The sequence below is a fragment of the Chryseobacterium sp. Mn2064 genome (genome assembly GCF_049319685.1).
Lineage (GTDB): Bacteria > Bacteroidota > Bacteroidia > Flavobacteriales > Weeksellaceae > Chryseobacterium.
Map to the genome: position 1 here is coordinate 724,011 of NZ_JBMOUE010000001.1, position 22,103 is coordinate 746,113.

Annotated in this window: 23 protein-coding genes and 1 tRNA gene; 18 read left to right on the forward strand and 6 right to left on the reverse strand. The window is 36.6% G+C overall.

The features are described 5' to 3' along the window. Positions 1 to 76: 76 nt before the first annotated feature. The 5 genes from ACL9RH_RS03090 to ACL9RH_RS03110 all read left to right on the forward strand — a co-directional run bounded on the left by ACL9RH_RS03090 (position 77) and on the right by ACL9RH_RS03110 (position 4,195). Positions 77 to 161 (forward strand) — tRNA-Ser (locus tag ACL9RH_RS03090). Between the two features lie 288 nt (positions 162 to 449). Then, positions 450 to 2,687, forward strand: a complete 2,238-nt coding sequence (locus tag ACL9RH_RS03095; RefSeq protein ID WP_422691871.1) for a type VI secretion system Vgr family protein — start codon at positions 450 to 452, stop codon at positions 2,685 to 2,687. A gap of 11 nt (positions 2,688 to 2,698) precedes the next feature. Beyond that, positions 2,699 to 3,454, forward strand: a complete 756-nt coding sequence (locus ACL9RH_RS03100) for a T6SS effector amidase Tae4 family protein (RefSeq protein ID WP_422691872.1) — start codon at positions 2,699 to 2,701, stop codon at positions 3,452 to 3,454. Beyond that, a complete protein-coding gene (locus tag ACL9RH_RS03105; RefSeq protein ID WP_422691873.1) occupies positions 3,439 to 3,861 on the forward strand; it encodes a hypothetical protein in 423 nt (140 codons plus the stop codon). Before ACL9RH_RS03100 ends, ACL9RH_RS03105 begins: the two co-directional genes overlap by 16 nt. A gap of 4 nt (positions 3,862 to 3,865) precedes the next feature. Then, positions 3,866 to 4,195, forward strand: a complete 330-nt coding sequence (locus ACL9RH_RS03110; RefSeq protein ID WP_422691874.1) for a DUF4280 domain-containing protein — start codon at positions 3,866 to 3,868, stop codon at positions 4,193 to 4,195. Between the two features lie 290 nt (positions 4,196 to 4,485). Here the strand turns inward: ACL9RH_RS03110 and ACL9RH_RS03115 are convergent, their stop codons facing one another. Beyond that, positions 4,486 to 5,241, reverse strand: coding sequence for an SDR family oxidoreductase (locus ACL9RH_RS03115; RefSeq protein ID WP_422691875.1), 756 nt, complete (start codon positions 5,239 to 5,241; stop codon positions 4,486 to 4,488). Positions 5,242 to 5,373: 132 nt separating this feature from the next. Between ACL9RH_RS03115 and ACL9RH_RS03120 the strand changes: the two genes are divergently transcribed. The 9 genes from ACL9RH_RS03120 to ACL9RH_RS03160 all read left to right on the forward strand — a co-directional run bounded on the left by ACL9RH_RS03120 (position 5,374) and on the right by ACL9RH_RS03160 (position 14,306). After that, positions 5,374 to 5,745: a winged helix-turn-helix transcriptional regulator gene (locus ACL9RH_RS03120; RefSeq protein ID WP_422691876.1), complete on the forward strand. Its 372-nt coding sequence runs from the start codon at positions 5,374 to 5,376 to the stop codon at positions 5,743 to 5,745. 265 nt (positions 5,746 to 6,010) lie between these two features. Then, positions 6,011 to 6,577, forward strand: coding sequence for a Crp/Fnr family transcriptional regulator (locus ACL9RH_RS03125; RefSeq protein ID WP_422691877.1), 567 nt, complete (start codon positions 6,011 to 6,013; stop codon positions 6,575 to 6,577). 132 nt (positions 6,578 to 6,709) lie between these two features. Next, the gene (locus ACL9RH_RS03130; RefSeq protein ID WP_422691878.1) at positions 6,710 to 7,834 is read left to right on the forward strand and encodes an FAD-dependent monooxygenase; all 1,125 of its coding nucleotides are present in this window, start codon (positions 6,710 to 6,712) and stop codon (positions 7,832 to 7,834) included. Positions 7,835 to 8,037: 203 nt separating this feature from the next. Then, positions 8,038 to 8,622, forward strand: a complete 585-nt coding sequence (locus ACL9RH_RS03135; RefSeq protein WP_422691879.1) for a TetR/AcrR family transcriptional regulator — start codon at positions 8,038 to 8,040, stop codon at positions 8,620 to 8,622. Between the two features lie 107 nt (positions 8,623 to 8,729). After that, positions 8,730 to 9,467: an SDR family oxidoreductase gene (locus ACL9RH_RS03140; protein WP_422691880.1), complete on the forward strand. Its 738-nt coding sequence runs from the start codon at positions 8,730 to 8,732 to the stop codon at positions 9,465 to 9,467. 318 nt (positions 9,468 to 9,785) lie between these two features. Beyond that, on the forward strand, positions 9,786 to 10,727 hold the full coding sequence (locus ACL9RH_RS03145) for an epoxide hydrolase family protein (RefSeq protein WP_422691881.1): 942 nt from the start codon (positions 9,786 to 9,788) through the stop codon (positions 10,725 to 10,727). A gap of 372 nt (positions 10,728 to 11,099) precedes the next feature. Beyond that, complete coding sequence (locus tag ACL9RH_RS03150; RefSeq protein WP_422691882.1) at positions 11,100 to 12,401, forward strand: epoxide hydrolase family protein; 1,302 nt, start codon at positions 11,100 to 11,102, stop codon at positions 12,399 to 12,401. Between the two features lie 381 nt (positions 12,402 to 12,782). Beyond that, a complete protein-coding gene (locus tag ACL9RH_RS03155) occupies positions 12,783 to 13,241 on the forward strand; it encodes a hypothetical protein (protein ID WP_422691883.1) in 459 nt (152 codons plus the stop codon). A 21-nt stretch (positions 13,242 to 13,262) separates the two neighbouring features. Further along, entirely contained in the window at positions 13,263 to 14,306 is a 1,044-nt protein-coding gene (locus ACL9RH_RS03160; RefSeq protein WP_422691884.1) for an alpha/beta fold hydrolase, read from the forward strand. Positions 14,307 to 14,489: 183 nt separating this feature from the next. Here the strand turns inward: ACL9RH_RS03160 and ACL9RH_RS03165 are convergent, their stop codons facing one another. Continuing rightward, positions 14,490 to 14,951, reverse strand: coding sequence for a RidA family protein (locus ACL9RH_RS03165; RefSeq protein WP_422691885.1), 462 nt, complete (start codon positions 14,949 to 14,951; stop codon positions 14,490 to 14,492). Positions 14,952 to 15,350: 399 nt separating this feature from the next. On the opposite strand from ACL9RH_RS03165, the gene ACL9RH_RS03170 reads away from it, so the two are divergent. Together ACL9RH_RS03170 and ACL9RH_RS03175 are read left to right on the forward strand one after the other, a co-directional pair. After that, a complete protein-coding gene (locus tag ACL9RH_RS03170) occupies positions 15,351 to 15,764 on the forward strand; it encodes an organic hydroperoxide resistance protein (RefSeq protein WP_422691886.1) in 414 nt (137 codons plus the stop codon). A gap of 11 nt (positions 15,765 to 15,775) precedes the next feature. Beyond that, a complete protein-coding gene (locus ACL9RH_RS03175; protein ID WP_422691887.1) occupies positions 15,776 to 16,546 on the forward strand; it encodes an alpha/beta hydrolase in 771 nt (256 codons plus the stop codon). Between the two features lie 112 nt (positions 16,547 to 16,658). On the opposite strand, the gene ACL9RH_RS03180 is transcribed toward ACL9RH_RS03175, so the two are convergent. Beyond that, positions 16,659 to 17,591 (reverse strand): NAD-dependent epimerase/dehydratase family protein, encoded by a 933-nt coding sequence (locus tag ACL9RH_RS03180; RefSeq protein WP_422691888.1) that lies wholly within the window; start codon positions 17,589 to 17,591, stop codon positions 16,659 to 16,661. Positions 17,592 to 17,693: 102 nt separating this feature from the next. On the opposite strand from ACL9RH_RS03180, the gene ACL9RH_RS03185 reads away from it, so the two are divergent. Continuing rightward, positions 17,694 to 18,509, forward strand: coding sequence for an AraC family transcriptional regulator (locus tag ACL9RH_RS03185; RefSeq protein WP_422691889.1), 816 nt, complete (start codon positions 17,694 to 17,696; stop codon positions 18,507 to 18,509). A gap of 108 nt (positions 18,510 to 18,617) precedes the next feature. On the opposite strand, the gene ACL9RH_RS03190 is transcribed toward ACL9RH_RS03185, so the two are convergent. The 3 genes from ACL9RH_RS03190 to ACL9RH_RS03200 all read right to left on the reverse strand — a co-directional run bounded on the left by ACL9RH_RS03190 (position 18,618) and on the right by ACL9RH_RS03200 (position 21,777). Continuing rightward, positions 18,618 to 19,658: an aldo/keto reductase gene (locus ACL9RH_RS03190; RefSeq protein ID WP_422691890.1), complete on the reverse strand. Its 1,041-nt coding sequence runs from the start codon at positions 19,656 to 19,658 to the stop codon at positions 18,618 to 18,620. Positions 19,659 to 19,728: 70 nt separating this feature from the next. Beyond that, positions 19,729 to 20,814 carry an SMP-30/gluconolactonase/LRE family protein gene (locus ACL9RH_RS03195; protein WP_422691891.1) on the reverse strand — a complete coding sequence of 362 codons (1,086 nt, stop codon included), beginning with the start codon at positions 20,812 to 20,814 and terminating at the stop codon, positions 19,729 to 19,731. 78 nt (positions 20,815 to 20,892) lie between these two features. Further along, a complete protein-coding gene (locus tag ACL9RH_RS03200; RefSeq protein ID WP_422691892.1) occupies positions 20,893 to 21,777 on the reverse strand; it encodes a helix-turn-helix domain-containing protein in 885 nt (294 codons plus the stop codon). Between the two features lie 91 nt (positions 21,778 to 21,868). Between ACL9RH_RS03200 and ACL9RH_RS03205 the strand changes: the two genes are divergently transcribed. Further along, positions 21,869 to 22,075, forward strand: coding sequence for a hypothetical protein (locus ACL9RH_RS03205; RefSeq protein ID WP_422691893.1), 207 nt, complete (start codon positions 21,869 to 21,871; stop codon positions 22,073 to 22,075). The last annotated feature ends 28 nt before the right edge of the window (positions 22,076 to 22,103 follow it).

The following is a 22,103-nucleotide window of genomic DNA, read 5'->3' on the forward strand; positions in this document are numbered from 1 at the left end:
TTAAAAAATATTTTGTCAGTATTAGAAAACTTTCTATATTTGCACCACTGAAAACAACGGTGTAACCAGAGTTTAAGGAGAGTTGGCAGAGTGGTCGATTGCGGCAGTCTTGAAAACTGTTGACTGTAACAGGTCCGGGGGTTCGAATCCCTCACTCTCCGCAAGTACTAGATGTAAACCTACTGATAAACAGTAGGTTTTGTTTTTTTTATAAGGTTTTCTTGCCCACACATTTTCCTAGATAAATAGAGATAAGCCTAATTTCAAAGAGGAGGACTCATCCAAAAAGAAAGAGCTTGTTTAATTATCATCATAATTAGAACTACAGATTTGACATTACGTTCCTAATCAATCGCAGTTTTACTATCCTTTCAAAATTTTCCAAAGATTTGTATCGGTGATATTGTCTAATTATCTATATTTGATGCAACACAAATCACTCTCTATCGATGAAAAAAAATCTTTCCAATTCTGAAAGGATTTCGGAGAATCATATTGCCGGAATTAACCGTGTGGTTAAGCTTGACATTGTGATTGAAGGGAAATCTATCAGTCATTTTAAACATTTCCGTTTACAACAAAGCGCCAGAACACATCATCATTTTGAACTGACTTTAGCTCATGATTCTTTAGCTGAGGTAGAGAATCATAACCTTGAAGAAGCCAGACAATTTCTGGGAAAAAGAATTACAGTAACTTTCAAGTATAAGGATTACGAAGGTAAAAGTCCTGAAAGAACTTTCGTAGGGGTTATTACAAAAGTTGCTTTCAGTCAAAAGCAAATGAGTCTTGGAAATATTGTTCTGGAAGGATATAGCCCAACGATTTTGATGGATGCTGCGCCTCATACTCAGAGTTTCGGAGGAAGTCAATCGGTAAACACCTCCATTATTGCCGACAGAATCATTAAAGAATCTCTGGGAACCAGTAAGTTTGATTACAGAATAGAATCTCAGAATAAAGGATATATCAATTATAGTTCTCAATACTGCGAAACTCATTATAATTATCTTGCAAGGTTGGCAGAAGCCTATGGAGAACAGTTCTACTACGATGGGTATATTTTACATTTTGGAAAACTTCCTCCATCTGAAAAGCCTATTCAACTTATTTATGGAAGCAATATTACAAATGTACAGGTAGAGTTAAAAGCCGTTCATACAAAACCTGAATATTTTGGATACAATAGCGATAGTCATGCTAAAATGCTTGGCTCTAATAATAGCATTAAACACTTAGGGAATTTATCAGCCAAAGCCTATGAGTTGAATGATAATATTTTCAAAACACGATCACTCACTCCTGCTCCTCTCAATGCTAATATGTTTCTGGATGTAGACGACTCCCAAAAAAGTGCAAGAGGAAGTAAAGCAGTAGAGGTTTTTACGGTTTCTGGAAAGACAACAGTCCCTTTTTTATATGTGGGTTGTGTTGCAGACATAGATATGAGAAATCATGACAGTAACCAGACTTCCCATTTCACAACATTAATGATGACCGAAGTAAACCATGAAGTTGATGCAAGAGGATATTATACTGGAAGTTTTGAAGCCATAGCTGAAGGAACAGGTTTCATGCCTAAACCTAATTTTACCATTCCAAAAGCAGAACCACAGGTTGCAACTGTTATTTCCAATGTAGATCCTTTGAATCAAGGCAGAATACAGGTTCAATTTGACTGGCAGTTGAATGATACTACTCATTTTATCCGAATGATGAGTCCTGATGCGGGAGGAACGGATGTTATAAGCCAGAATAGAGGGTTTGTAGCTGTTCCAGAGATTGGAGACCAGGTAATGGTGGGTTTTGAATATCATAATCCAGACTTTCCTTTTGCCATGGGAGGAATGTTTCACGGTGGTGTAGGATTGGGAGGCGGTATGGATAACCGTATAAAATCCCTACAGACCAGAAGTGGGCATAGACTAGTATTTACAGAGGATGAGAGTATTGTACTGACTGATAAAAGTGGCAATGAGCTGAGGTTTGATACTGAGGGAAGCAACATCAACATTACAGCCCCTGAAACCATTACTATAAAATCCAAGAATTTGAAATTTGATATTGAAGAAAATATTGAAACCAACGCTGGAAAGAATATGGATACCAATGTTGGACAGAATATCAAGATTATTGCCAAGCAGGAGATCAGCCAGGACAGTGGGAAGAAGACCATTATTAATGCCGGAACTAATACTGAAATATCAGCAAAAGCCCACTTAGATCTTTACGGTAAAGAAAAATTTATAGGGTATACTGACGGGCAGACAGAGTTTGGAGCGAAAGACAGAATGCATGTTTATGGAGCCAACTCATTATTGACTGCTAAAGACAAGATTGAGTATAAAGCTCCTCAAATGAATAAGCTTCCTGAAAATGGAGAGTTTGATTATACAAAAGAGAAACAAATAACATTAATGTACTGGGCGTATGAAGAAGAAAACACCTCTTTGATGGATGATTCCAAGTTTTTTGTAGATATGAATCTGATTGTTCAGACAAGAAATTATGAGGAAGGAGAAAGTATTGATGTTATTATAAAGCCAGATGATAGTAAACCATTAGCAGAGGAGCTTAATGAATTAACCTTATCAGGTACTGTTAATAGAGATGGAATGGTCATCTTTAAAGAACCTTTAAAAGCTTATACTATTGAACTTATGACAGAAGAAACAGAAAATATATAAAACACATTATCATGAAAATTAACAATTTTATACCAATACTACTTGAACAACAGAGAGGTATCGTTGCAACAAGTGGAAATCAACAGACAACGCCAATTCAAGTTTTAAGGCCAAGCTGGAGAGATATGATTAAAAATTATCCTAACAATTCCATAGATGTAACCACTTTATATACGGATATTGGAAATGGATTACTTGGCATGTTGAAACAAAATAGTGCATGGGAAAATACTTGTGCATTTAGAATGAGCAAAGGTTTGAACTATAGTGGGTTTAAATTACCAAATAATAATTCAAATTATAAAGCAAAAGGAACAATAGGAGGAGTTCATAAAGGTGATGATAAATTGAACTATTGGTATAGAGTAAGCGAGTTAGCTCCATATTTGTCTGACCACTTGGGAAAACCAGAAATTGATATAAAATTAGATAAAATTGAAATGCCGGCTAATCTGAGAAAAAAAAATAATCTTACACAATCAGAATGGGCACAATTATGGAACAATAAGAAAAAAATCTCACAAAATGATTGGGCACAAATACATAATGCTAAAGGTATAATAACTTTTGATGTTTCAGGATGGGATGGAGCTTCTGGTCACTTTACACTTTGGGATGGCAATCATCTAATTTATCCAGGTGGGGCTGAGCATGACGATCCTAAAAGTTCAAACTATTATTTTCATATGCTTTATGTAATAAAAAATAAAAAAAACGAATTAGATTTTGTACAAACAAATAGAATAAGACTATGGGAACTAAAATAATACAATTAATAATTATAACTTTAATTATTTCCAGCAATCTAATTTTTGGTCAAACAAAAGATAATAAAATTAAGTATATGAAGAAATATGCTTATTGTAATTGTCTATATATAAACAATAATAAATTAGATGCTACCTATTTAAACAATAAGTTTCAACTAAGTGATAAATCTGAAAATCTATTTATGGATTTAGGTAAAATTTCTGATAAAGAAAGTGCTAAAATTAGAGAGTTTACTGAAAAACAAACTAAAGATATAGCAACTATTGAATCATCTTATTATTCTGAAACAGGTATAAGTTATACAATAACGGCAGATTGCTTAAATTTCTATGAGTCCAAAGACCTAGACAATTATGTAAAAAAAATTGTTGGAGTAGCATTAAAAAGGAGAACAAAAAATTGACAATATGCCACAATATATTACTGATACCACCCAGCTAAAATGTGACAAAGGAGCTTCACCAGCTCCACTCACAGTAACAAGTCAGTCTTTTATGAAGATTGAAGGGAAGCTACAGGCTACAGAAGAAGACAAACAGGCCAATACTAACATTAAACCTTTTGGTTTATGTAGTGTTTCAAGGTCTGCATGTTCACCTTCTCCCATTAAGTGGGATAACACCTCTGGTTTTGAAATCGAGGGTAAAAAAGAGCTCTTAGATAACTCTACTTGTCAGTGCTCTGTTGGAGGTAAAATATCAGTTGTAAAGTCAGAACAAAACTTTGTTAAAGAGTGATCTATGAGTTCATCCGTGATTAAAAAGCATTAAGAAAATAAAAACTCGCAAATTATTTATTTGTGAGTTTTTATTCATAGAAATTGCTGAAATTTTTAAGATGCTGAAAGATTCTGACGGTTTTAGAATTTCGAAAAAGCTGTTGTTGAATTATATGTAAATAATTGATAATTAATAAGAAAGTTTATGTAAGGTAGAATTTGGAAACGATTACAACTCCTCTCGATAGGTTGCTAAATATATGCAGAATAGCTTTTTTGCATATATCCCGTCAGTAAATCGGAGCCTTACTAACGGCGCAAAGCCACTCCTCCGTCTATAGACAATGAAGCACCTGTTATAAAGGAAGAATTATCAGCAGATAGGAAAAGGACAGCGTTGGCAACTTCCTCTGTTGTCCCAATTTTTTTTAGTGGAATCATCCCACCTGTTTTATAAAAATCTTGAGTAGCCTTTGCTTCCTGTTTAGACATTGCTTTTCCCAATATCGGAGTATCTATTGGTCCGGGGCTGATGACATTCACCCGTATATTTCTATCTGCAAGTTCTGTAGCGGCTATGCGGGCAATTGTATCAACGGCACTTTTTGTGGCAGAATAAGTACTGAGCTGGCTGTAAGAACCTGTGGAAGTAGCAGATGATGTAAACACTACAGAGGCCCCTTCCTGCAAATACGGTATCATTTTTTGAAGTGTAAAAAACAACCCTCTCACATTGATGTTGAATTGTAAGTCAAAGTCTGCTACCGAAGTTGTTTCTATAGAGGCAAACTTAGATACACCGGCATTTAAAAATAGAACATCTATTTTTTTACCCTTTTTAGAAATGATTTCTGCCAAAACATCTATATCTTCTAGGCTAGCTGTATCCGATACAAGAGTGTTGAGTTTACTGTCGTTGATTTCCCTCGCCGCATTCATCAGATTGGCTTCATTTTTTCCTGTAATGGTAACATACGCTCCAGCATTAATGAATGCCTGAGCTGTAGCAAAGCCTATCCCTGTACTGCCACCTGTAATTAAAATATTTTTATCGTTGAAATTCATTATTTAATTTTTTTAAATGATGGAGCAAAGTACCTGCTTTTCTCAGCTTAGTACAAGTACGGAAAATAGATTTGCATAAGGAAAAATTTTTCCTCTATTGCACAATGATGTACATTGATCTATTTTTGTACTATGTATGAAAGAAAGATCCCAATACGATTGGATTGTGGGCTAGATCTCATCGCAGAAGTGCTCTACGGCAAATGGAAAGTACTGTTATTATGGAATATCAGTCAAGGTCACTTACGTCCAAGCGAATTGCAGCGGCAAATACCCGATGCGTCCCGTAGAGTCATAAATATCCAGCTCAAAGAGCTGGAAGAACATGGCATTCTTGAAAAAACAATTTATGCCGTAGTACCGCCCAAAGTAGAATACAGGCTTACCGAATTTGGGAAAACTTTGCTACCTGTTATTGATACGATGGGGAACTGGGGAAACCAGCACAAAGAACAGCTACAGTCAATAATATCTATGCGTAGTAATAGAGAAACTGATGCATGATTTTAATTTTTGCTTGGAAGTATCCAAGGTGAGAAGCCACGTGATATTAACGATTCGTAGCTAGAAGTTACAGAAAACGCAATACATAAACCTGATTTGATTGGGTAAAGGTATTGAAAAACAGATATTCGGAATTGGTGAACTGAGAAGTACATAAGGTTTGATTGATCCTTTTTGGCTCCTTTGTTCCAGATATGTATATTTGAGAAAGATTCTTATAAGCGCCTTTATTTGTCTCATGATTGATCATATTACCTTTAAAAAAATGTTAGCTCAGGCACTTGCTGTGGATGAGTTTCGTATAGATACTTTTTATGAATTATTAGAATTCAGAGAGCTGCAACGAAAACAATTTTTAATTCAGCAGGAAGAGTACTGTCATTTTATTGGATTTGTCATTAATGGAACACTTCGTACTTTTTACGTCAATGAGGAGGGCGATGAGATCAATTTCCTTTTCCATTTTCACAACAGGCTGGAAGATATGGGATTCACGGATTTTGAAAGTTTTCTTTTACAGGAGAAAGCTAAACTCAATATTCAGGCTTTAGAAAAATCATATGTTGCTTTGATATCGCGTAAAAATTGGATGGAACTTACCCATAGTGATGAATACTGGCAGGTATTTGGAAGGCGGATGACAGAGGTCGTATATCTTGCTGCCAAACATCGAATTGAAGAATTATTATACTTTACACCGGAAAACAGGTATCTCAAACTGATAGAAAATTACCCGGAAATTGTTTTGAAGTTTCCTCAAAAGTACATAGCAAGCTATCTCGGTATTCAACCTCAATCGTTAAGTCGGATCCGCAAAAGACTGATGCGTTAGAATTAACCACAAACCGATACTTACGCTTTGAAGAGAACATTAGATATCTTAAAGCAATACGTATTTATTAACTTAAGTGAACGTTTTTGGAGGATAATGCTCTGTAGATTTGTGATATCAAAACAGTAGGTTATGAAAGAAACAATCACAATTATAGGAGCTGGTATCGGTGGATTGGTAACGGCACTAACACTCAAGCAGCAAGGGTATCCTGTGCATATCTATGAAGGAGCAACAGAAATAAAACCGGTTGGAGCAGGAATCATTATGGCGAATAATGCCATGCAGGTCTTTAAATCTTTAGGCCTTCATCAACAGGTTGAAAATGCAGGTAACCGTATATCTGCTATGAAAATTACAGATAGTGATCTTAAAGCTTTATCAGTGGTAGACCTGAAAACCTTTGAAAAACGATATGGGGTTTGTAATATAGCTATCCATCGTGGTGCATTACAAAAATTGCTGGTAGAAGCATTAGGTAATGAGCATATTAGTCTATCAAAACGATTAGTAAGAATAGAAAAAGAAGACGATTATCATCTTTATTTTGAAGACGGTTCAGTAAATAAGGCACGATGGTTAATTGGAGCGGATGGTATACACTCTGTAGTACGGAAGCAACTTTTCCCTATGAGCACGTTCCGTGATGCTAAGCAAATATGCTGGCGTGGAATTAGTGAAATGGATTTACCGATAGAATATCATCATGAGCTTAATGAAGCTTGGGGAAAAGGAAAACGCTTTGGTTTTGTAAAAATAAGTCCCAATAAAGTCTATTGGTATGCATTGGTGAATGAAAGCGCAAAGGAAGAAGATTTTACAAAAAGCTTCAGTGAGTTCCATCCGGATATTCAATCAATCGTTTCTCAGTGTAGAGAGAGTGCCATTTTTACCAGTAATATTGCTGATCTTAAACCTATTGATTGCTGGCAGCGGGAACAGGTATGCCTTGTAGGGGACGCTGCACATGCTACAACGCCTAATCTGGGACAAGGAGCATGTCAGGCTATAGAAGATGCTTATGTACTTGGAAAGCTTCTGTCTAAGGAACAGAATATACAGACTGCCTTTCAACAATATGAAGCAATACGAAAACCTAAAGCTTTGCAGGTAGTAAACAGTAGTCGTATTGTGGGGCGACTGGCGCATATTGATAATCGCTTGGGAGTATGGTTGAGAAACAATCTTATGAAAAATATCCCAGCTTCTGCCAACCGGAAGCAGCTGGAAACTATTTTTAAACTACAGATAGACTAGTTTATTTTACAAAAAAATAGAGGAAATATAGGCTATCCAATTTTGTAACCACTCTAAAATCTCAAAATAAATGATTATTACATACAGAAGTATATAAAATTGGATAGTTAAACTCTATTGACAAAAACTATAAAACATATTTGAAAATTTATTCTGTACTATTTGGTACAATTTAATACCTTTGCTGTATCAAAATGGAAATCATGGCAGGCAGACCAAAAATATTTAACGAACAGGAAGCAATAGGAAAAGCAACCGAAGTCTTTAGAGCAAAAGGGTATGATACAGCTTCTGCAGACGAATTATTGGCAGCCATGGGAATAGGAAAAGGAAGCTTTTATCTCGCTTTTAAAGGAGGAAAAGAAGAACTATATGTTCGTTCCATCAAACAGTTTGCGGAAAATTTTAACCAAAAAATAAGCAACGCTGTTGAAGATTCAAAAGATCAGATTGAATTGATAAGACAGTTTTTTTTAAGACTTGCCGATGCCACAGACTGTGATATTGAAAGAGGTTGCTACCTTGGAAATGCTCTGGTTCAGCTTTCTGAAAAAGATGATGAGATCAAAAAAATAACCGCAGAGCTATTGAAAGGTTTACAGAAAATCTTTGCTAAAGCGATTAAAAAAGCCCAGGAAAATGGACAGATTAAAAACCAACAGGATCCTGAAATTTTGGCCTGGCATCTTACCAATCTCTGGAACGGAATTCATGTAACAAGAAGAATGGAAAGTTCACCTCAAATGCTTCGGTCACTTATTGAAATGAATCTGCGAATGTTGGAGTAGTAGCAATAGAAAGTCGTGATTAGTTTGAAACGAAAGAAATAGAGAAAAGGGAAAAATTTTTAATCAATTTTGTACTAAATAGTACAAAATAAATAAAACAAATTATTATGAACATTACAAACAACACCATCCTGATTACTGGAGGAGGCTCAGGAATTGGTTTAGCCATTGCGAAAGCATTAAGTCCTGCAAATAAAATTATCATTGTAGGAAGAACAAAAGAAAAATTAGAAGAAGCCGCAAAAGATTTGGAAAATGTTTTCACAGTGCAGGCGGATATTACCAATGAAAGCGATGTAAACCGATTGTACGAAGAAGTAAAGACGACTTTTGGAGGCATCAGTATACTGATTAATAATGCGGGGAATGCCTATGCTTATAACCTGGCAGATGAAGAAGATATTTACAGCAAAGCATTGGCAGAGTTTACAACGAACTATTTCGCGCCTATCCGTTTGACAGATAAATTTCTACCTCTTTTAAAACAACAAAACGAAGCAGCTATCGTAAACGTCTCGTCTATTGTCGGATTTGTTCCCGGTTCGCATGTTCCAACCTATTCAGATTCTAAAGCAGCACTTCACTCTCACACCAGACTGTTGAGATATGAATTGGCAAAAAACACGAATGTAAAAGTTTTCGAATTGATGCCACCACTTGTTAACACAGATTTTTCTGTAGAAATAGGAGGCAGAGAAAATGGAATTCCCGCTTCTGATGTTGCCAATGACTTACTGAAGGCTCTTCAGGACGATATCTACGAAATTCGTGTAGGAAATACAGGATTGATTTACAACAGCTTTTTTGCTGGTACAGAAGGTGCTTTTGCCACTTTTAATAATTAAAAATTTCACAGGTCCTTCTTAGGATTGATTTCCTATATTTTATCTCTCACAGGTTTTCTTGTGAGAGTTTTTTATGATTGAAATAGTATATAAATGTATTCATCAATTGAATTATTAAAAAAGATATTAAAATATAATTACTTCTAAAAAACCACTTCATATAACTTTTTTGCCAGCCTGTTTTTTCGCGCCTCATATTTCCCTGTTTGGCCATGAATATGTCTATTTGAAACCATTGTTTATTGAGTGCGAAACACAGTAGATATACATTTGCCACAACAAAATCAAACATATTATCAACTCAAAATTAAAAAAGCAATGAAAACAAAAGTAACAACAATCCTTACGCTGGCTATTTTCGCACTAAGTACTCCTATAAGTATAAATGCACAAGCTACTCAAACAACCAATCAAACTTCAAAATCAGATACAAGTATCAGACCTTTTAAGATCAATATCCCACAGGCTAAGCTTAATGAACTGAAAAAACGTATTCTGGATACCCGCTTTCCGGACAAAGAAACAGTAAAAGACGAATCACAGGGAATTCAACTTGGACAATTAAAAGAACTGGTTGATTATTGGGGAAATGGGTATGACTGGCGTAAAATTGAACACAAATTGAATGCTCTTCCACAATTTGTAACCAAAATTGACGGTCTAGATATTCAGTTCATTCATGTCCGCTCAAAGGAAAAAGGAGCATTACCAGTAGTTCTTACCCATGGTTGGCCTGGTTCTCCTTTAGAATTTATTGAGGCTATCGGCCCGCTTACTGATCCTGTTAAATATGGAGGAAAAGCCGAAGATGCGTTTGACGTTATTATACCTGCAATCCCCGGTTATGGATTTTCTGAGATCCCAAAAGAGACCGGCTGGAATCCTGAACGTGTTGCCAAAGCTTGGGATATACTTGTAAAACGACTTGGCTATACAAAATATGTATCTGAAGGCGGAGACCATGGATCAGTCATATCAGATGCTTTGGGAAGACAGGCGCCTTCGGGATTACTTGGAATTCATATAACGATGCCGGCAACCATTCCTGCAGAATTGGTAAAACCGATCAATGCAGGAGATCCTGCTCCGGCAACTCTTTCATCAGAGGAAGCAAAAGCCTATAATTCGATGAGTACCTTCTTTGGCAGAAATGCAGCTTATGGAGGAATGATGGTAACAAGACCTCAAACTACAGGTTATTTATTGTCTGATTCTCCCACTGCACTGGCAGCATTTCTATATGAAAAAATTGCAGAGTGAACGGAAAGTGATCTAAAGCCGGAGAAAGTAATCAGCCGCGACGCTATTCTTGATGATATAACACTGTACTGGCTAACGAATACAGGGGCATCATCTTCTCGTTTCTATTGGGAAAATAATAACAATAATTTTAGTTCAGACCATCAGAAAACCAAGGATATAAAAGTTCCTGTAGCGATTTCTGTTTTTCCTCACGAAATCTATCAGGCTCCTGAAAGCTGGTCAAAAGCAGCTTATCCTTCATTATATTATTATCATAAAGCCTCTAAAGGGGGACATTTCGCGGCATGGGAACAGCCTCAGGTCTTTACAGAAGAGCTTAGAGCAGCATTTAGATCTCTTAGATAATAGTAATTTCAATACATCAAGACAATGAAAAATAAAATTGTAAAAGCCCTGTTTTTAGTAGCATTTACCATAGTAACAACACAGGTAAGCTATGCGCAGGCCTCCTTGAATAATACCGTACAAACTCACAAGGATGAAAGTATAAGACCATTTCATATCAATATACCTGAATCAAAAATAGCTGATTTGAAAGCGCGTATACAAAATACGAAATGGGCGGACCGTGAACTTGTGAGTAACGAAACTCAAGGCGTTAAGCTTGAGACTATGAAATCATTGGCAGATTACTGGGGGACACAATATAACTGGAGGAAAATCGAGTCTAAATTGAACTCTTATCCGCAATTCATTACCAATATTGACGGTGTGGATATTCATTTTATCCATGTACGTTCAAAAAATAAAAAGGCTTTACCAATGATTATTACCCATGGATGGCCAGGATCCGTTATTGAGCAGCTTAAGATTATTGAACAGTTGACTAATCCGGAGAAGTTTGGAGGAAAAGCAGAAGATGCATTTGATGTGGTTATCCCTTCTATTCCGGGGCACGGCTTTTCGGCAAAACCAACCGATTTAGGCTGGAATCCTGTTCATATAGCGAAAGCATGGATCAAACTGATGGACCGTTTGGGCTATCATAAATATGTAGCGCAGGGCGGTGATTGGGGAAATGCAATTTCTGAGAATATGGCTCTGATTGCTCCCGAAGCTCTACTTGGAATTCATACCAATATGGCCGCCGCAGTTCCTCAGGAAATTTCTGATGCGCTGGCAAAAGGTAAAATGCCTTCGAATCTGGATGCTGATGAAAAGAATGCATTTGAGCAGCTTGATTTCTTTTACAAAAAAGGGTTGGGTTATGCTCAGGAAATGAGCCTGAGACCTCAGACGTTATATGCGATTGATGATTCACCAATAGGGCTTGCGGCATGGATGCTGGATCACGATGACAGGAGCCAGAAATTGATTGCCAGAGTGTTTGCCGGAGGGCAGGAAGGACTTTCAAAGGACGATATTTTAGACAATATTTCACTGTACTGGTTTACCAATACAGGGGTTTCATCAGCACGTCTTTATTGGGAAGCTTCTCAGGGTGCCACTGGAGGGTTTTTCGATCCGAGGGGGATTAAAATTCCTGTAGCAGTAAGTGCTTTTCCAGATGAGATTTATGCCACACCAAAATCATGGGCGCAGAGTGCTTATCCAAAACTGATCTATTTTAATAAATTGAACAAAGGAGGGCATTTTGCCGCATGGGAACAGCCTGAACTTTTTGTGCATGAGATGAGAAATGCATTTAAATCATTCCGTGGAAAACTCTAATGAGCTAGAAAAATACAGAAGCAAAAAAATAATCAGGAGTTTAAAAATAGAAAAGTAATTAATCTAGATAAACTATTTATTCAGACAATGTATAGGGTGGACGAACTGAGCTATAAGAATAATGATGGGTCTTCAATATTTTTAAAAGCAATCGGTTTGATGTTAACTGTATAGAGTGTTTCATTGCATTTGTTTGATTGTGGGACTGCCCAAAATTATTGGGCAGTTTTTATGTTTTTTGATTGTAATTTCTTTAGGACAATGCCTGTCTACTTCATGTTTCAAAATGTCTATTTCAACCAATTTTCACTGGTGAAAACTGTATAATTACTGTCTATTTGTAGAACAAAACTTAAGATTGAACCAAATAAAAAATAAAAAATGAACAAAGCAATATTTCTAGTGGCAACGCTTCTTATGATATTCTGTGGATATGTAAAAGGGCAGACCACAATAGGTCAATTAACAAAGGAATACACGCTTAAAAGCAAATCCTTTACTGAAAGTGGAAGTCTTGTAAAAAGCAACATTACACCTAGCTGGGATTATTACACGTTGGGTAATATTTTGAAAAGCCCAGATAATTTAAAATTGACATTCCAGTCAGAAAGATCTTATGAACTTGTCTTAGGTGTCGATCAAGCTACATCCATTCGAAAGTTTGAGAAACTTTTACATATACCCACTACTTATTTTGAAACTGATCTTGATTTGGAACAAGCCCTTAAGCTCAAAAGTAAGAACGGAGCTTTAAAGGGAGCTATTCAATTGATGCAATGCCGTGATCAATTCAATGTTCCGTCCCAGGATTTTGGCTTTGCCTTAAAAATATTTAACTAATAATTCTTTTAAATCAATACAATGAATATAATATCAAATTTTAACAGAAAAACCCTTATCGCATTCTCTATAATAATGCTTTTAGGAACAGGTGGCTTATTATTACATGCTCAAGAGCCTTTACAGGAAAAAGGAGAATACATAGATTCATCTATTCATTCAGCATTTCAGAATACAAAGAAAATTCGTGCCGGAGTGCTTGATGTAGGATATGCAGAGGTTGGACCGAAAACCGGAAAACCTGTTATACTACTTCACGGATGGCCATACGATATCCATAGCTTTGAAAAATCTTCCGAATTACTCTCATCAAAAGGATATCGGGTATTGATTCCTTATTTGAGAGGCTACGGAACCACTACATTTGTCTCTCCACAAACGATGCGTAACGGTCAACAGTCAGCGGTAGCACTTGATATTATTGCATTTATGGATGCTTTAAAGATTGATAAAGCTATTGTCGGTGGTTTTGACTGGGGAGCAAGAACTGCTGATATTATGGCAGCTCTTTGGCCGGAGCGTGTCTCTGCGCTGGTTGCGGTAAGCGGTTACCTGATTGGAAGTCCAGAAATAAATAAGAAACCTCTTTCTCCGAATGCCGAATTTTTATGGTGGTATCAATATTATTTTTCAACGGAAAGAGGATATAAAGGGTATAAGGCCAATACAAATGCTTTCAATAAACTCATCTGGAAAACGGCCTCTCCAAAATGGTCTTTTGATGAAGAAACCTATCAGCTTTCTGCCAAAGCTTTTGAAAACCCGGATCATGTTGGTATTGTCATTCACAATTACCGTTGGCGTTTGGGACTGGCCCAAGGAGAAAAGCAATACGACAAACTTGAAGCGAAACTTGCGAAATTGCCCGATATTACTGTACCTACTGTAACTTTGGAAGGTGATGCTAACGGTGCTGCATTTCCTCTTCCTGAAAATTATGCTTCCAAATACAAAGGAAAGTATATGCATCATACTTTAACAGGAGGAATTGGCCATAACCTACCTCAGGAAGCTCCTAAAGAATTTGCAGTGGCAATTATGGAAGCAGATGTGTTGTCTCACTAGTTGATTGGTTTTTTAGTAGCTTAGTTATTGTAGTTTGGATTGACAAACAGGTAAAATAGTATTAAAGTGTCGATTACGAAACCTCTTTCAATTTTTTGAAGGTTGAAAATATAGATAATCAAAGTGTAGAAACAAAAAAACGGGAATCAGAAGTTCCCGTTTTTTTGTGTTTATAAGTGTTTATTAATGAACTATAGCAATGCATTCGATTTCTATCAGTCCATTTTTGGGCAACTTGGCTACCTGTACAGTAGAACGTGCCGGATGATTGCTAAAATATTCACTATAAATACGGTTTACGGTAGTATAATCACTCATGTCGGCCAAAAAAATGGTCACTTTAGTTACTTTTGATAGATCAGAACCAGCACTTTCCAGGATACTTTTAATATTCAGAATAGATTGTCTTGTTTGACTTTCTATTTCATTGCCTGACAGTTCTCCTGTAGCTGGTAAAAGTCCCAATTGCCCTGAACAGAATATAAGGTTGCCGGCTTTTATGGCGTGCGAATAAGGTCCAATAGCCTTTGATACGTCTGGTGAGCTGATTTTTATTATTGCTGGGTTAGGAGCACAGGCTGCCAAAGACAAACAAAGAGTGATAGCGGTTGTCCATTTGTATATTGTTATTTTCTTATTTCTCATTTTTTTTAAGATATGTTGAATGACTCAATGATAGAATTGCTCATGAAATAGAGCAGAAGTAAAGAATTCTGAGAAAGAAAATATATCTAAAGATTGAATAGAACGCTGTAAATGTATTTAAAAAATGTAAGACAGCAAAAGTACTGAACCTAATTTTTAACCTTTGCCTACGAAAAATTTTTCCACTTCAATGTTTGAAAATTGAATTGCCAGTTTCAATATTTTAATTGTCTACTTTACCCCTTTATATGTCTATTTGAGCCATTTTAAACTGTTATCATTTGAAATTTTACGCTCTCTTTGTATCATTAAATAACGAAAGAAAGAATAGCGAAAAGAAAATTGATAAACTATTTTATAGAACACACAAAAACATAGTAAACAATAAAACAATAAAAAATGGTAATAGAAAAAGTACTTTATACGGCTAAGACTCGTACAACAGGAGGAAGAGAAGGAAATGCAAAAAGCAGCGATGAGAAACTTGATATTTTATTGACTCCTCCAGGGCTAAAAGGAAAGGGGACCAACCCGGAACAATTGTTCGCAGCAGGATGGTCTGCATGTTACATCGGTGCATTGGGACTGGCTGCTAAAGAAATAGGAATTTTGCTTCCAAAAGATACCTATGTAGATGCAGAAGTGGATCTTGGAATGACAGGTGATGCTTATTTTCTACAAGCGAGGCTGTTTGTCAGTATGCCGGGAATCAAGAAAGAAACAGTGGAAAAGTTTATAGAAATGGCCCACCAAATCTGTCCATATTCAAAGGCAATACAAGGGAATATTAATATTTCAACAACTATCATTTAATACATACTCTCATGATCAAAAAAATTCATCTTACACTTTTACTGGTATTAACGGTAGTTTTTGGCTTTTCAAATTTGAAAGCACAGAAAAAAGATAATCCTGCAAAAATCAAAAATGTAGTTCTTGTACATGGAGCTTTTGTAGATGGCTCTGGCTGGAAAGGGGTTTATGACATCCTAACAAAACGTGGCTATGATGTGACAATTGCTCAGATTCCTTTGACTTCTTTAAAGGATGACAATGCAGCGGTTCGCAGAATTTTGGATAAGCTTGACGGACAGGCTGTTTTAGTGGGACATTCATGGGGAGGAACGGTAATTACGGAAGCCAGCTCTCATAAAAATGTAGGGTCATTGGTATACGTTACGGCTTTCCAGCCTGATAAAGGAGAGAGTACAGATACATGGTATTCTTCACAGCCAGGTTTTCCTGAAGCGGGTATATTACCGCCAGATAATGAGGGGTTTGCATATTATGATGTTGAAAAATTCCATGCGGGATTTGCTGCGGATCTTAGCCATGATCAGGCTACTTTTATGGCTCATTCACAAAAGCCTATATTGGCATCATCATTCATTACCGCAGTTACGGCTGCTGATTGGCACACCAAACCAACTTTTGGAATTGTTCCAACGTCCGATAAAAGTATCAATCCCATTATTTTGAGAAATATGTATAAAAGATCGGGGACAAAAGTGACTGAAATCAAAGGAGCTAGCCACGCTGTATTTATCTCACATCCTCAGGAAGTTGCAAACGTTATTATTGAAGCCTCAAAATAGGGGGAATTTAAAATTTACATAACAAATTCAATTATTTCATCTCAGTCAGAGGGTTATGGTTAAAAACTATAACCCTCTTTTTGATGTATCAATCTTTTTATACCTGCTTTATCTATTGTTCAAGATGAGTAATTTCTAAGAAATATTCTTCCAAAGAAGGTCCTGTTGGATTCCAGCCTATTTTTCTTGCGTTTACAGATTTTACAAGACTGTTTGAGGCTACTCCTAGACGATCTGCTTCCCCGTGAAATTCAATGAGATGTTCAATGCTTATGCTGTGGGTTTTTCCTTTAAGGCCTATGTATTCGCTGATCATTTCTGCAATTTCCCTGAAAGAATTGTGGCCGTTCTCAGCATAGAAAAATGATCCTCCCGGAGCTTTCTCCAAAGCTAAAAGATATAAATCTGTAAGATCATCAATGAATACATTGGAATATCTGTTAAGACCTTTTCCAAAATACAATCCGGCACCTTCCTGCTTTGAGAACCCAATGAGTTTAGGGATTTGGTCGCTGTCAGGTTGCAGACCTTTTCCTTTTCCGTACACCATAGATGGACAAATAACAATGGTCCTGATTCCTTTTTCAATAGCTGCCATACGAACATATGCATTGATGTCTACTCTTGGTTTTCTGAAAGAAACAGGGTTCAGATAAGTGTCTTCATCATAAAATACAGAACCGGCATATTCTCCGTCTGCATAATCGGCAACAATAGAAGAACCTGTAGTGGTGATCAACGTTTTTCCCGAATATTCCAAAGCGGCAACTAAAGTATAGATTGAAGAAATATGATCAACATTCGCTGTATGAATCACGATGTCAGCTTTCTGTGAAGCGTGGGTGAGTGTTTCGATACTATCGAGATTTCCTATTACCGTTTGTATGCCTCTTTTTTCTAATACCTCAATTTTTTCTGCATCGTCTGTTCGTACCAATCCGGTTACACGATAACCATTTTTAAGAAGTTTATCGGCAATGGACCCTCCCAGATAACCTGTTACTCCTGTAATGAATACATTGGGTTTTTCACTTTTTGTTTTCATAATTTAAACTTGTTTAATTACTTATTTTTGTACGGACAAAGTTGTGAAAGACTACAGCTTCGATACTTGGAGAAAAAGAAGAATAACTTGAATATTTTTAAGATGCATGTAAAAAGTTTGGCAAAAGATATTGAGATCGATTATCTGTTCAAAGAGCAGTGGCCTTTTACTATTCATAAACATACGCATTATGAAATACAGTTCATTATAAAAGGGAAGGGGCTTCATTATATCAACGACGATCAGTTCGTTTACCATTCTGGAGATGTGTTTATCACTTTGCCAGGGGAGAGTCATTTTTTCGTGTTTAGTGAAAAAACAGCGGTGCGGATCATCAAATTCAATGAAGCTTTCTTTCTTCAGAACTTTCAAAATAAAGAACTTGAATTATTAAAACAAGGACTTTTCTCATCGAACCGAAAAATACGTTTATCAGATACCTGCCGCAAAAATATAGGGGAATTGTTTTCTCTTTTGATCAGCTCTTATAAGAAAGTGTCCGTTTATCAGAATCTCATCATCAAAAATACGTTGTGTCTTATTCTTACGCTGTTGATGGATGAAACGAAGTTAAACCTTACACGGCCTCAGGATGAGAAAATACATTTGATATTACGGTATATTCAGGAAAATATTCGTGAAAAAGACCAGCTTTCCGTTAAAAATATATCTGAACATTTTTCTATCAACAAAGACTATTTTACTCAATATTTTAGAAAAGCTACGGGTTCTACCTACAAAAAGTATGTACAGCAATATGTGTTGAATATGATTGCGTACCAATGGGTTCATCAGGATAAGACTTTATCTCAGCTGGCTTATGAATTTGGGTTTAGTGATGAAGGGCATTTGAGCAGAAGTTTTAAAGCTCATTTCAATAAAACGCCTACAGCTCTCAGAAAAGAAGCAGAAAAATAATATGACGACTGAAAAAGAGTAGTTTCAGTTTCGTTTTAGAAAAATAAAAAAGGCAAGGAATATGAATACATCATTCTCCCTTACCTTTTGATTAAAAAATAGTTTATTCTAGATGAAAATATTGACTGCCGGATTTATTTTCGGACGTTCCGTCTGATGCCAATAAGGATAAGGTGCCTTTGTTTTACTTGCTTCATTAAGCCTTTGAATCTGCTCCTCATTTAATTTCCAACCTGTTGCTCCTAAGTTGTCTTTTAGCTGTTCTTCATTACGAGCTCCAATGATCAATGTTGACACTGTAGGTCTTTGCAGCAGCCAGTTTAAAGCTACCTGAGGAACTGTTTTTTCTGTTTCTGCAGCAATAGCTTCCAGAACATCTGTGATGCGGTAAAGGTTTTCTCTTTCAATACTGTCTTCATGTACCGGGCTTCCACCTTCTGCAACACGCCCTGAAGTAGGCCATTCTTTACTTCTGCTGAATTTTCCGCCAAGCCTTCCTCCTGCAAGCGGAGACCAAACGATTGCTCCTACTTTTTGATCTTCGGCTAATGGCATCAATTCCCATTCATAATCTCTATTCGTTAAAGCATAATATACCTGATGAGCGATATATTTATTCCATCCGTATTTTTCAGAAATACTTAACGACTTCATCAGATGCCATCCTGAAAAATTGGAACAGGCAATATAACGGATCTTTCCTGCTTCAATAAGATCATCCAAGGCTCTTAAAGTTTCTTCTACAGGCGTTACTGCATCAAAACCATGCATATGATAAACATCAATATAGTCCGTATTCATACGTTTTAAACTTCCTTCTACCTGCTGAATAATGCGGTGACGGGAAGATCCCTGATTGTTTGGCCCTTCACCGAAAGGAAATGTAGATTTTGTGGAAATGATAAGATCTTCTCGCTTTTTCCCTTCGATAGCTTTTCCTAAAATTTCTTCCGATACTCCCTGAGAGTAGATGTCTGCCGTATCAAAGAAGTTGATTCCCGCTTCAATGCAGATGTCAATGATTCTTTTAGCATCGGCAACCTGAGTACTTCCCCATGCTTCAAAACCATGTACACCTCCAAAAGTTCCGGTTCCGAAGCAGAGTTCAGATACATATAATCCTGAATTTCCTAATAGCCTGTATTCCATAATTGTTTTTTTAAATGAATTTAAATGTATTGGTGATGACCTATAATGTCATTTTTAGAAGTATTTTCTCTTAAAGATGTATCTTATATATTTTATACGATCCTTTACGCTCACTTTTACCTTGGTGAAACTGAGGCTGTTCATCGATGCGTGAGCAACTGATATATAACCAGCCATCTTTTGTAATGTGATAACTGTCGGGCCAAGCAAGTTCTTCGTTGGCCGGAACTACGGTTTCAGTTTTTAATGCTGGGGTAATACGAATGATTTTTCTTGCTTCCAGATCTCCCAAATATAAATTGCCTTTAGAATCAAAAGCCATTCCGTCCGTTGTTGTAAATTTCCCGTCAAAGATGACCTTTTTTTCCAGTTCAGCTTCAGATAACGATTCATTATTAAGATCTGCTGTGGAAATATGGTAAAGAGAATTGTCGGTTAAAGCCTTGAAGTAAAGTTGTTGACCATCAGGGCTTAAAGCAATGCCATCCGACTGTATATGAAAAGGCTGGCCGTCTTTGAGTAATGTTTTTCCGTTTCTCTTAAGTTGATAAGAAGGATTGGTTTGAGTTACTTTAGCCTTATTAAGAACCTGTCGGGCCTTTCCGGATACCAGATCCACAATCACGATTCCTCCTTCATTGGAATTGGTAATATAAGCCAGCTTTTTTTGAGTGTCGATACGTGCATCATTCATATAGCTTTTCCCATCGGTAGCTCCTGCCAAAGGGTAAACTCTTTCTACAGTATTGGTGGTAAGATTGATCTTAACCAATTTCTGACCTTTATCATTATCCTGAGAAGGTTGCGTAGAACCGGCATCTACTACCCACATGGTATTCTGATCATCAATGACTACAGCTTGCACGCAAAGGAAATGTTGCATTTTATCACCGGTACCGTTCCATTCATTCCAAGATTTATTTGGGAAAGGGACGGAGGTTTTAGCACCTGTTACTTCTACTAAAGCATATCGGTAAGGTTCTCCCCAGCGAGGATAATTGGTAAATACCCTTTCAGAGGAAGATACCGCAACTCCGGTCAGTTGGTGATCCTGATCCTCAAAAACGGTTGTTAATTTCTGAAAATTCTTTTGCTGTGCGAATAATCCTGTATATCCGAAACTTAGAAATACAGCGAATTGAATTATTTTTTTCATGTCTTATTTCTTGAAGAATGCGTGATTGCGCTTCAACAAATATCAGACATTACAATAAAAAATATTGTACTAAAAAATTCAAATTACTTGACTTTTAGTTTCACTGGGACTATATCCGAAGAAGCTTTTATACAACCTTGAAAAGTGAGAAACGTTTTCGTAACCGATTTCGTAGCATACTTCTGTAATTTGAAGTTCTGTAGTTAAAAAGAGCTCACGAGCCTTTTGCATACGCTTTTCCTGAATCCATTTTGCAGGTGTTGTACGAAAAGTAGTTTCAAAATCCCGACGGAAACTGGATAAACTTCTTCCTGAGATCAGGGCAAGATCACTGATCGAGTGAGGTTCAAGATAATGATTTTCCATCGTCTGCAGAAGATCAGCGGGTTCATGTTGGTTCAGCCTTATCAGCTGTTGCAGAAACTGGGCATTGGTTTGGGAAAGATCGTATAGCAGTTCAAGGATTTTCAATTTGAATAATCCCATTTTTACCTCTTCATTGTCATCGAAATAAGGTTTTAGTGACTCCAGGAAAGTCTGAAGACGGGCACCATAAGGATGAATGAGGACTTCATCTTCTTCCAAGGGTGAAGTTTTAACATAACCGTCAATTTCAATAAGCTTTATAAAGTCAACAATGATGCTTTTCTTTAAAGAAAAAGAAACACTTTCATAAATGAAATCATTGCTCGGATTGCCACGTTTTACAAACTCTACATAAGTTGCTTTTTTGAGAAGCACCATTTCCCCTTTATGAACCAAAAAACAGTCATTTCCCAATCTTACTTCATGAGTACCCTGGGTAACAAATAACAGGAAATGATCCTTCAGCATCTTTTGTTTATGAACGGGTTGAGGATGTTCCTGTCTGCATATTTCAGTTGTTGCAATGTTCTCTGCGGTTAAAATGATGTGTTCCCCCGGATGTACCTTTTTTTCTCCTGTATATTTGTCGACGTGCATATACTATATTATATAACAAAAATAAGGAAAATAAAATGTTGAATCCTGTTGCCTGGATAAAAGCTGGAAAGTCTTCCTGTAAATTGTTATAATGATTAATAAAGTACAGGTGCGAAGAAGCTTAAAAGACAACAGTATTTCTATTTTTTTCGATGAAATTAAAGTGGATTCAAAAAAGAATATTGGGCTTTGGAATAAAGATTTGTACGAATCCATGATGATCCTCAATCCCAAAACCGGAGAAATTTTTGCGAATGATACTGCTACCGGAAATTACAGGTTGATTAAAAATAAATAAAAGGTCTATAAAAACAAAATGAGACAGA

Bases quoted from the DNA above. Each gene is read 5' to 3' on its own strand.
- ACL9RH_RS03115 (WP_422691875.1), bottom strand. From the start codon at position 5,241: ATGAATTTCAACGATAAAAATATTTTAATTACAGGTGGCAGTACAGGG.
- ACL9RH_RS03125 (WP_422691877.1), top strand. From the start codon at position 6,011: ATGTTAGCTCAGGCACTTGCTGTGGATGAGTTTCGTATAGATACTTTT.
- ACL9RH_RS03140 (WP_422691880.1), top strand. From the start codon at position 8,730: ATGAACATTACAAACAACACCATCCTGATTACTGGAGGAGGCTCAGGA.
- ACL9RH_RS03095 (WP_422691871.1), top strand. From the start codon at position 450: ATGAAAAAAAATCTTTCCAATTCTGAAAGGATTTCGGAGAATCATATT.
- ACL9RH_RS03205 (WP_422691893.1), top strand. From the start codon at position 21,869: ATGATTAATAAAGTACAGGTGCGAAGAAGCTTAAAAGACAACAGTATT.
- ACL9RH_RS03170 (WP_422691886.1), top strand. From the start codon at position 15,351: ATGGTAATAGAAAAAGTACTTTATACGGCTAAGACTCGTACAACAGGA.
- ACL9RH_RS03165 (WP_422691885.1), bottom strand. From the start codon at position 14,951: ATGAGAAATAAGAAAATAACAATATACAAATGGACAACCGCTATCACT.
- ACL9RH_RS03120 (WP_422691876.1), top strand. From the start codon at position 5,374: ATGTATGAAAGAAAGATCCCAATACGATTGGATTGTGGGCTAGATCTC.
- ACL9RH_RS03100 (WP_422691872.1), top strand. From the start codon at position 2,699: ATGAAAATTAACAATTTTATACCAATACTACTTGAACAACAGAGAGGT.
- ACL9RH_RS03195 (WP_422691891.1), bottom strand. From the start codon at position 20,814: ATGAAAAAAATAATTCAATTCGCTGTATTTCTAAGTTTCGGATATACA.
- ACL9RH_RS03185 (WP_422691889.1), top strand. From the start codon at position 17,694: ATGCATGTAAAAAGTTTGGCAAAAGATATTGAGATCGATTATCTGTTC.
- ACL9RH_RS03130 (WP_422691878.1), top strand. From the start codon at position 6,710: ATGAAAGAAACAATCACAATTATAGGAGCTGGTATCGGTGGATTGGTA.
- ACL9RH_RS03200 (WP_422691892.1), bottom strand. From the start codon at position 21,777: ATGCACGTCGACAAATATACAGGAGAAAAAAAGGTACATCCGGGGGAA.
- ACL9RH_RS03110 (WP_422691874.1), top strand. From the start codon at position 3,866: ATGCCACAATATATTACTGATACCACCCAGCTAAAATGTGACAAAGGA.
- ACL9RH_RS03175 (WP_422691887.1), top strand. From the start codon at position 15,776: ATGATCAAAAAAATTCATCTTACACTTTTACTGGTATTAACGGTAGTT.
- ACL9RH_RS03145 (WP_422691881.1), top strand. From the start codon at position 9,786: ATGAAAACAAAAGTAACAACAATCCTTACGCTGGCTATTTTCGCACTA.
- ACL9RH_RS03105 (WP_422691873.1), top strand. From the start codon at position 3,439: ATGGGAACTAAAATAATACAATTAATAATTATAACTTTAATTATTTCC.
- ACL9RH_RS03135 (WP_422691879.1), top strand. From the start codon at position 8,038: ATGGCAGGCAGACCAAAAATATTTAACGAACAGGAAGCAATAGGAAAA.
- ACL9RH_RS03180 (WP_422691888.1), bottom strand. From the start codon at position 17,591: ATGAAAACAAAAAGTGAAAAACCCAATGTATTCATTACAGGAGTAACA.
- ACL9RH_RS03155 (WP_422691883.1), top strand. From the start codon at position 12,783: ATGAACAAAGCAATATTTCTAGTGGCAACGCTTCTTATGATATTCTGT.
- ACL9RH_RS03150 (WP_422691882.1), top strand. From the start codon at position 11,100: ATGAAAAATAAAATTGTAAAAGCCCTGTTTTTAGTAGCATTTACCATA.
- ACL9RH_RS03190 (WP_422691890.1), bottom strand. From the start codon at position 19,658: ATGGAATACAGGCTATTAGGAAATTCAGGATTATATGTATCTGAACTC.
- ACL9RH_RS03160 (WP_422691884.1), top strand. From the start codon at position 13,263: ATGAATATAATATCAAATTTTAACAGAAAAACCCTTATCGCATTCTCT.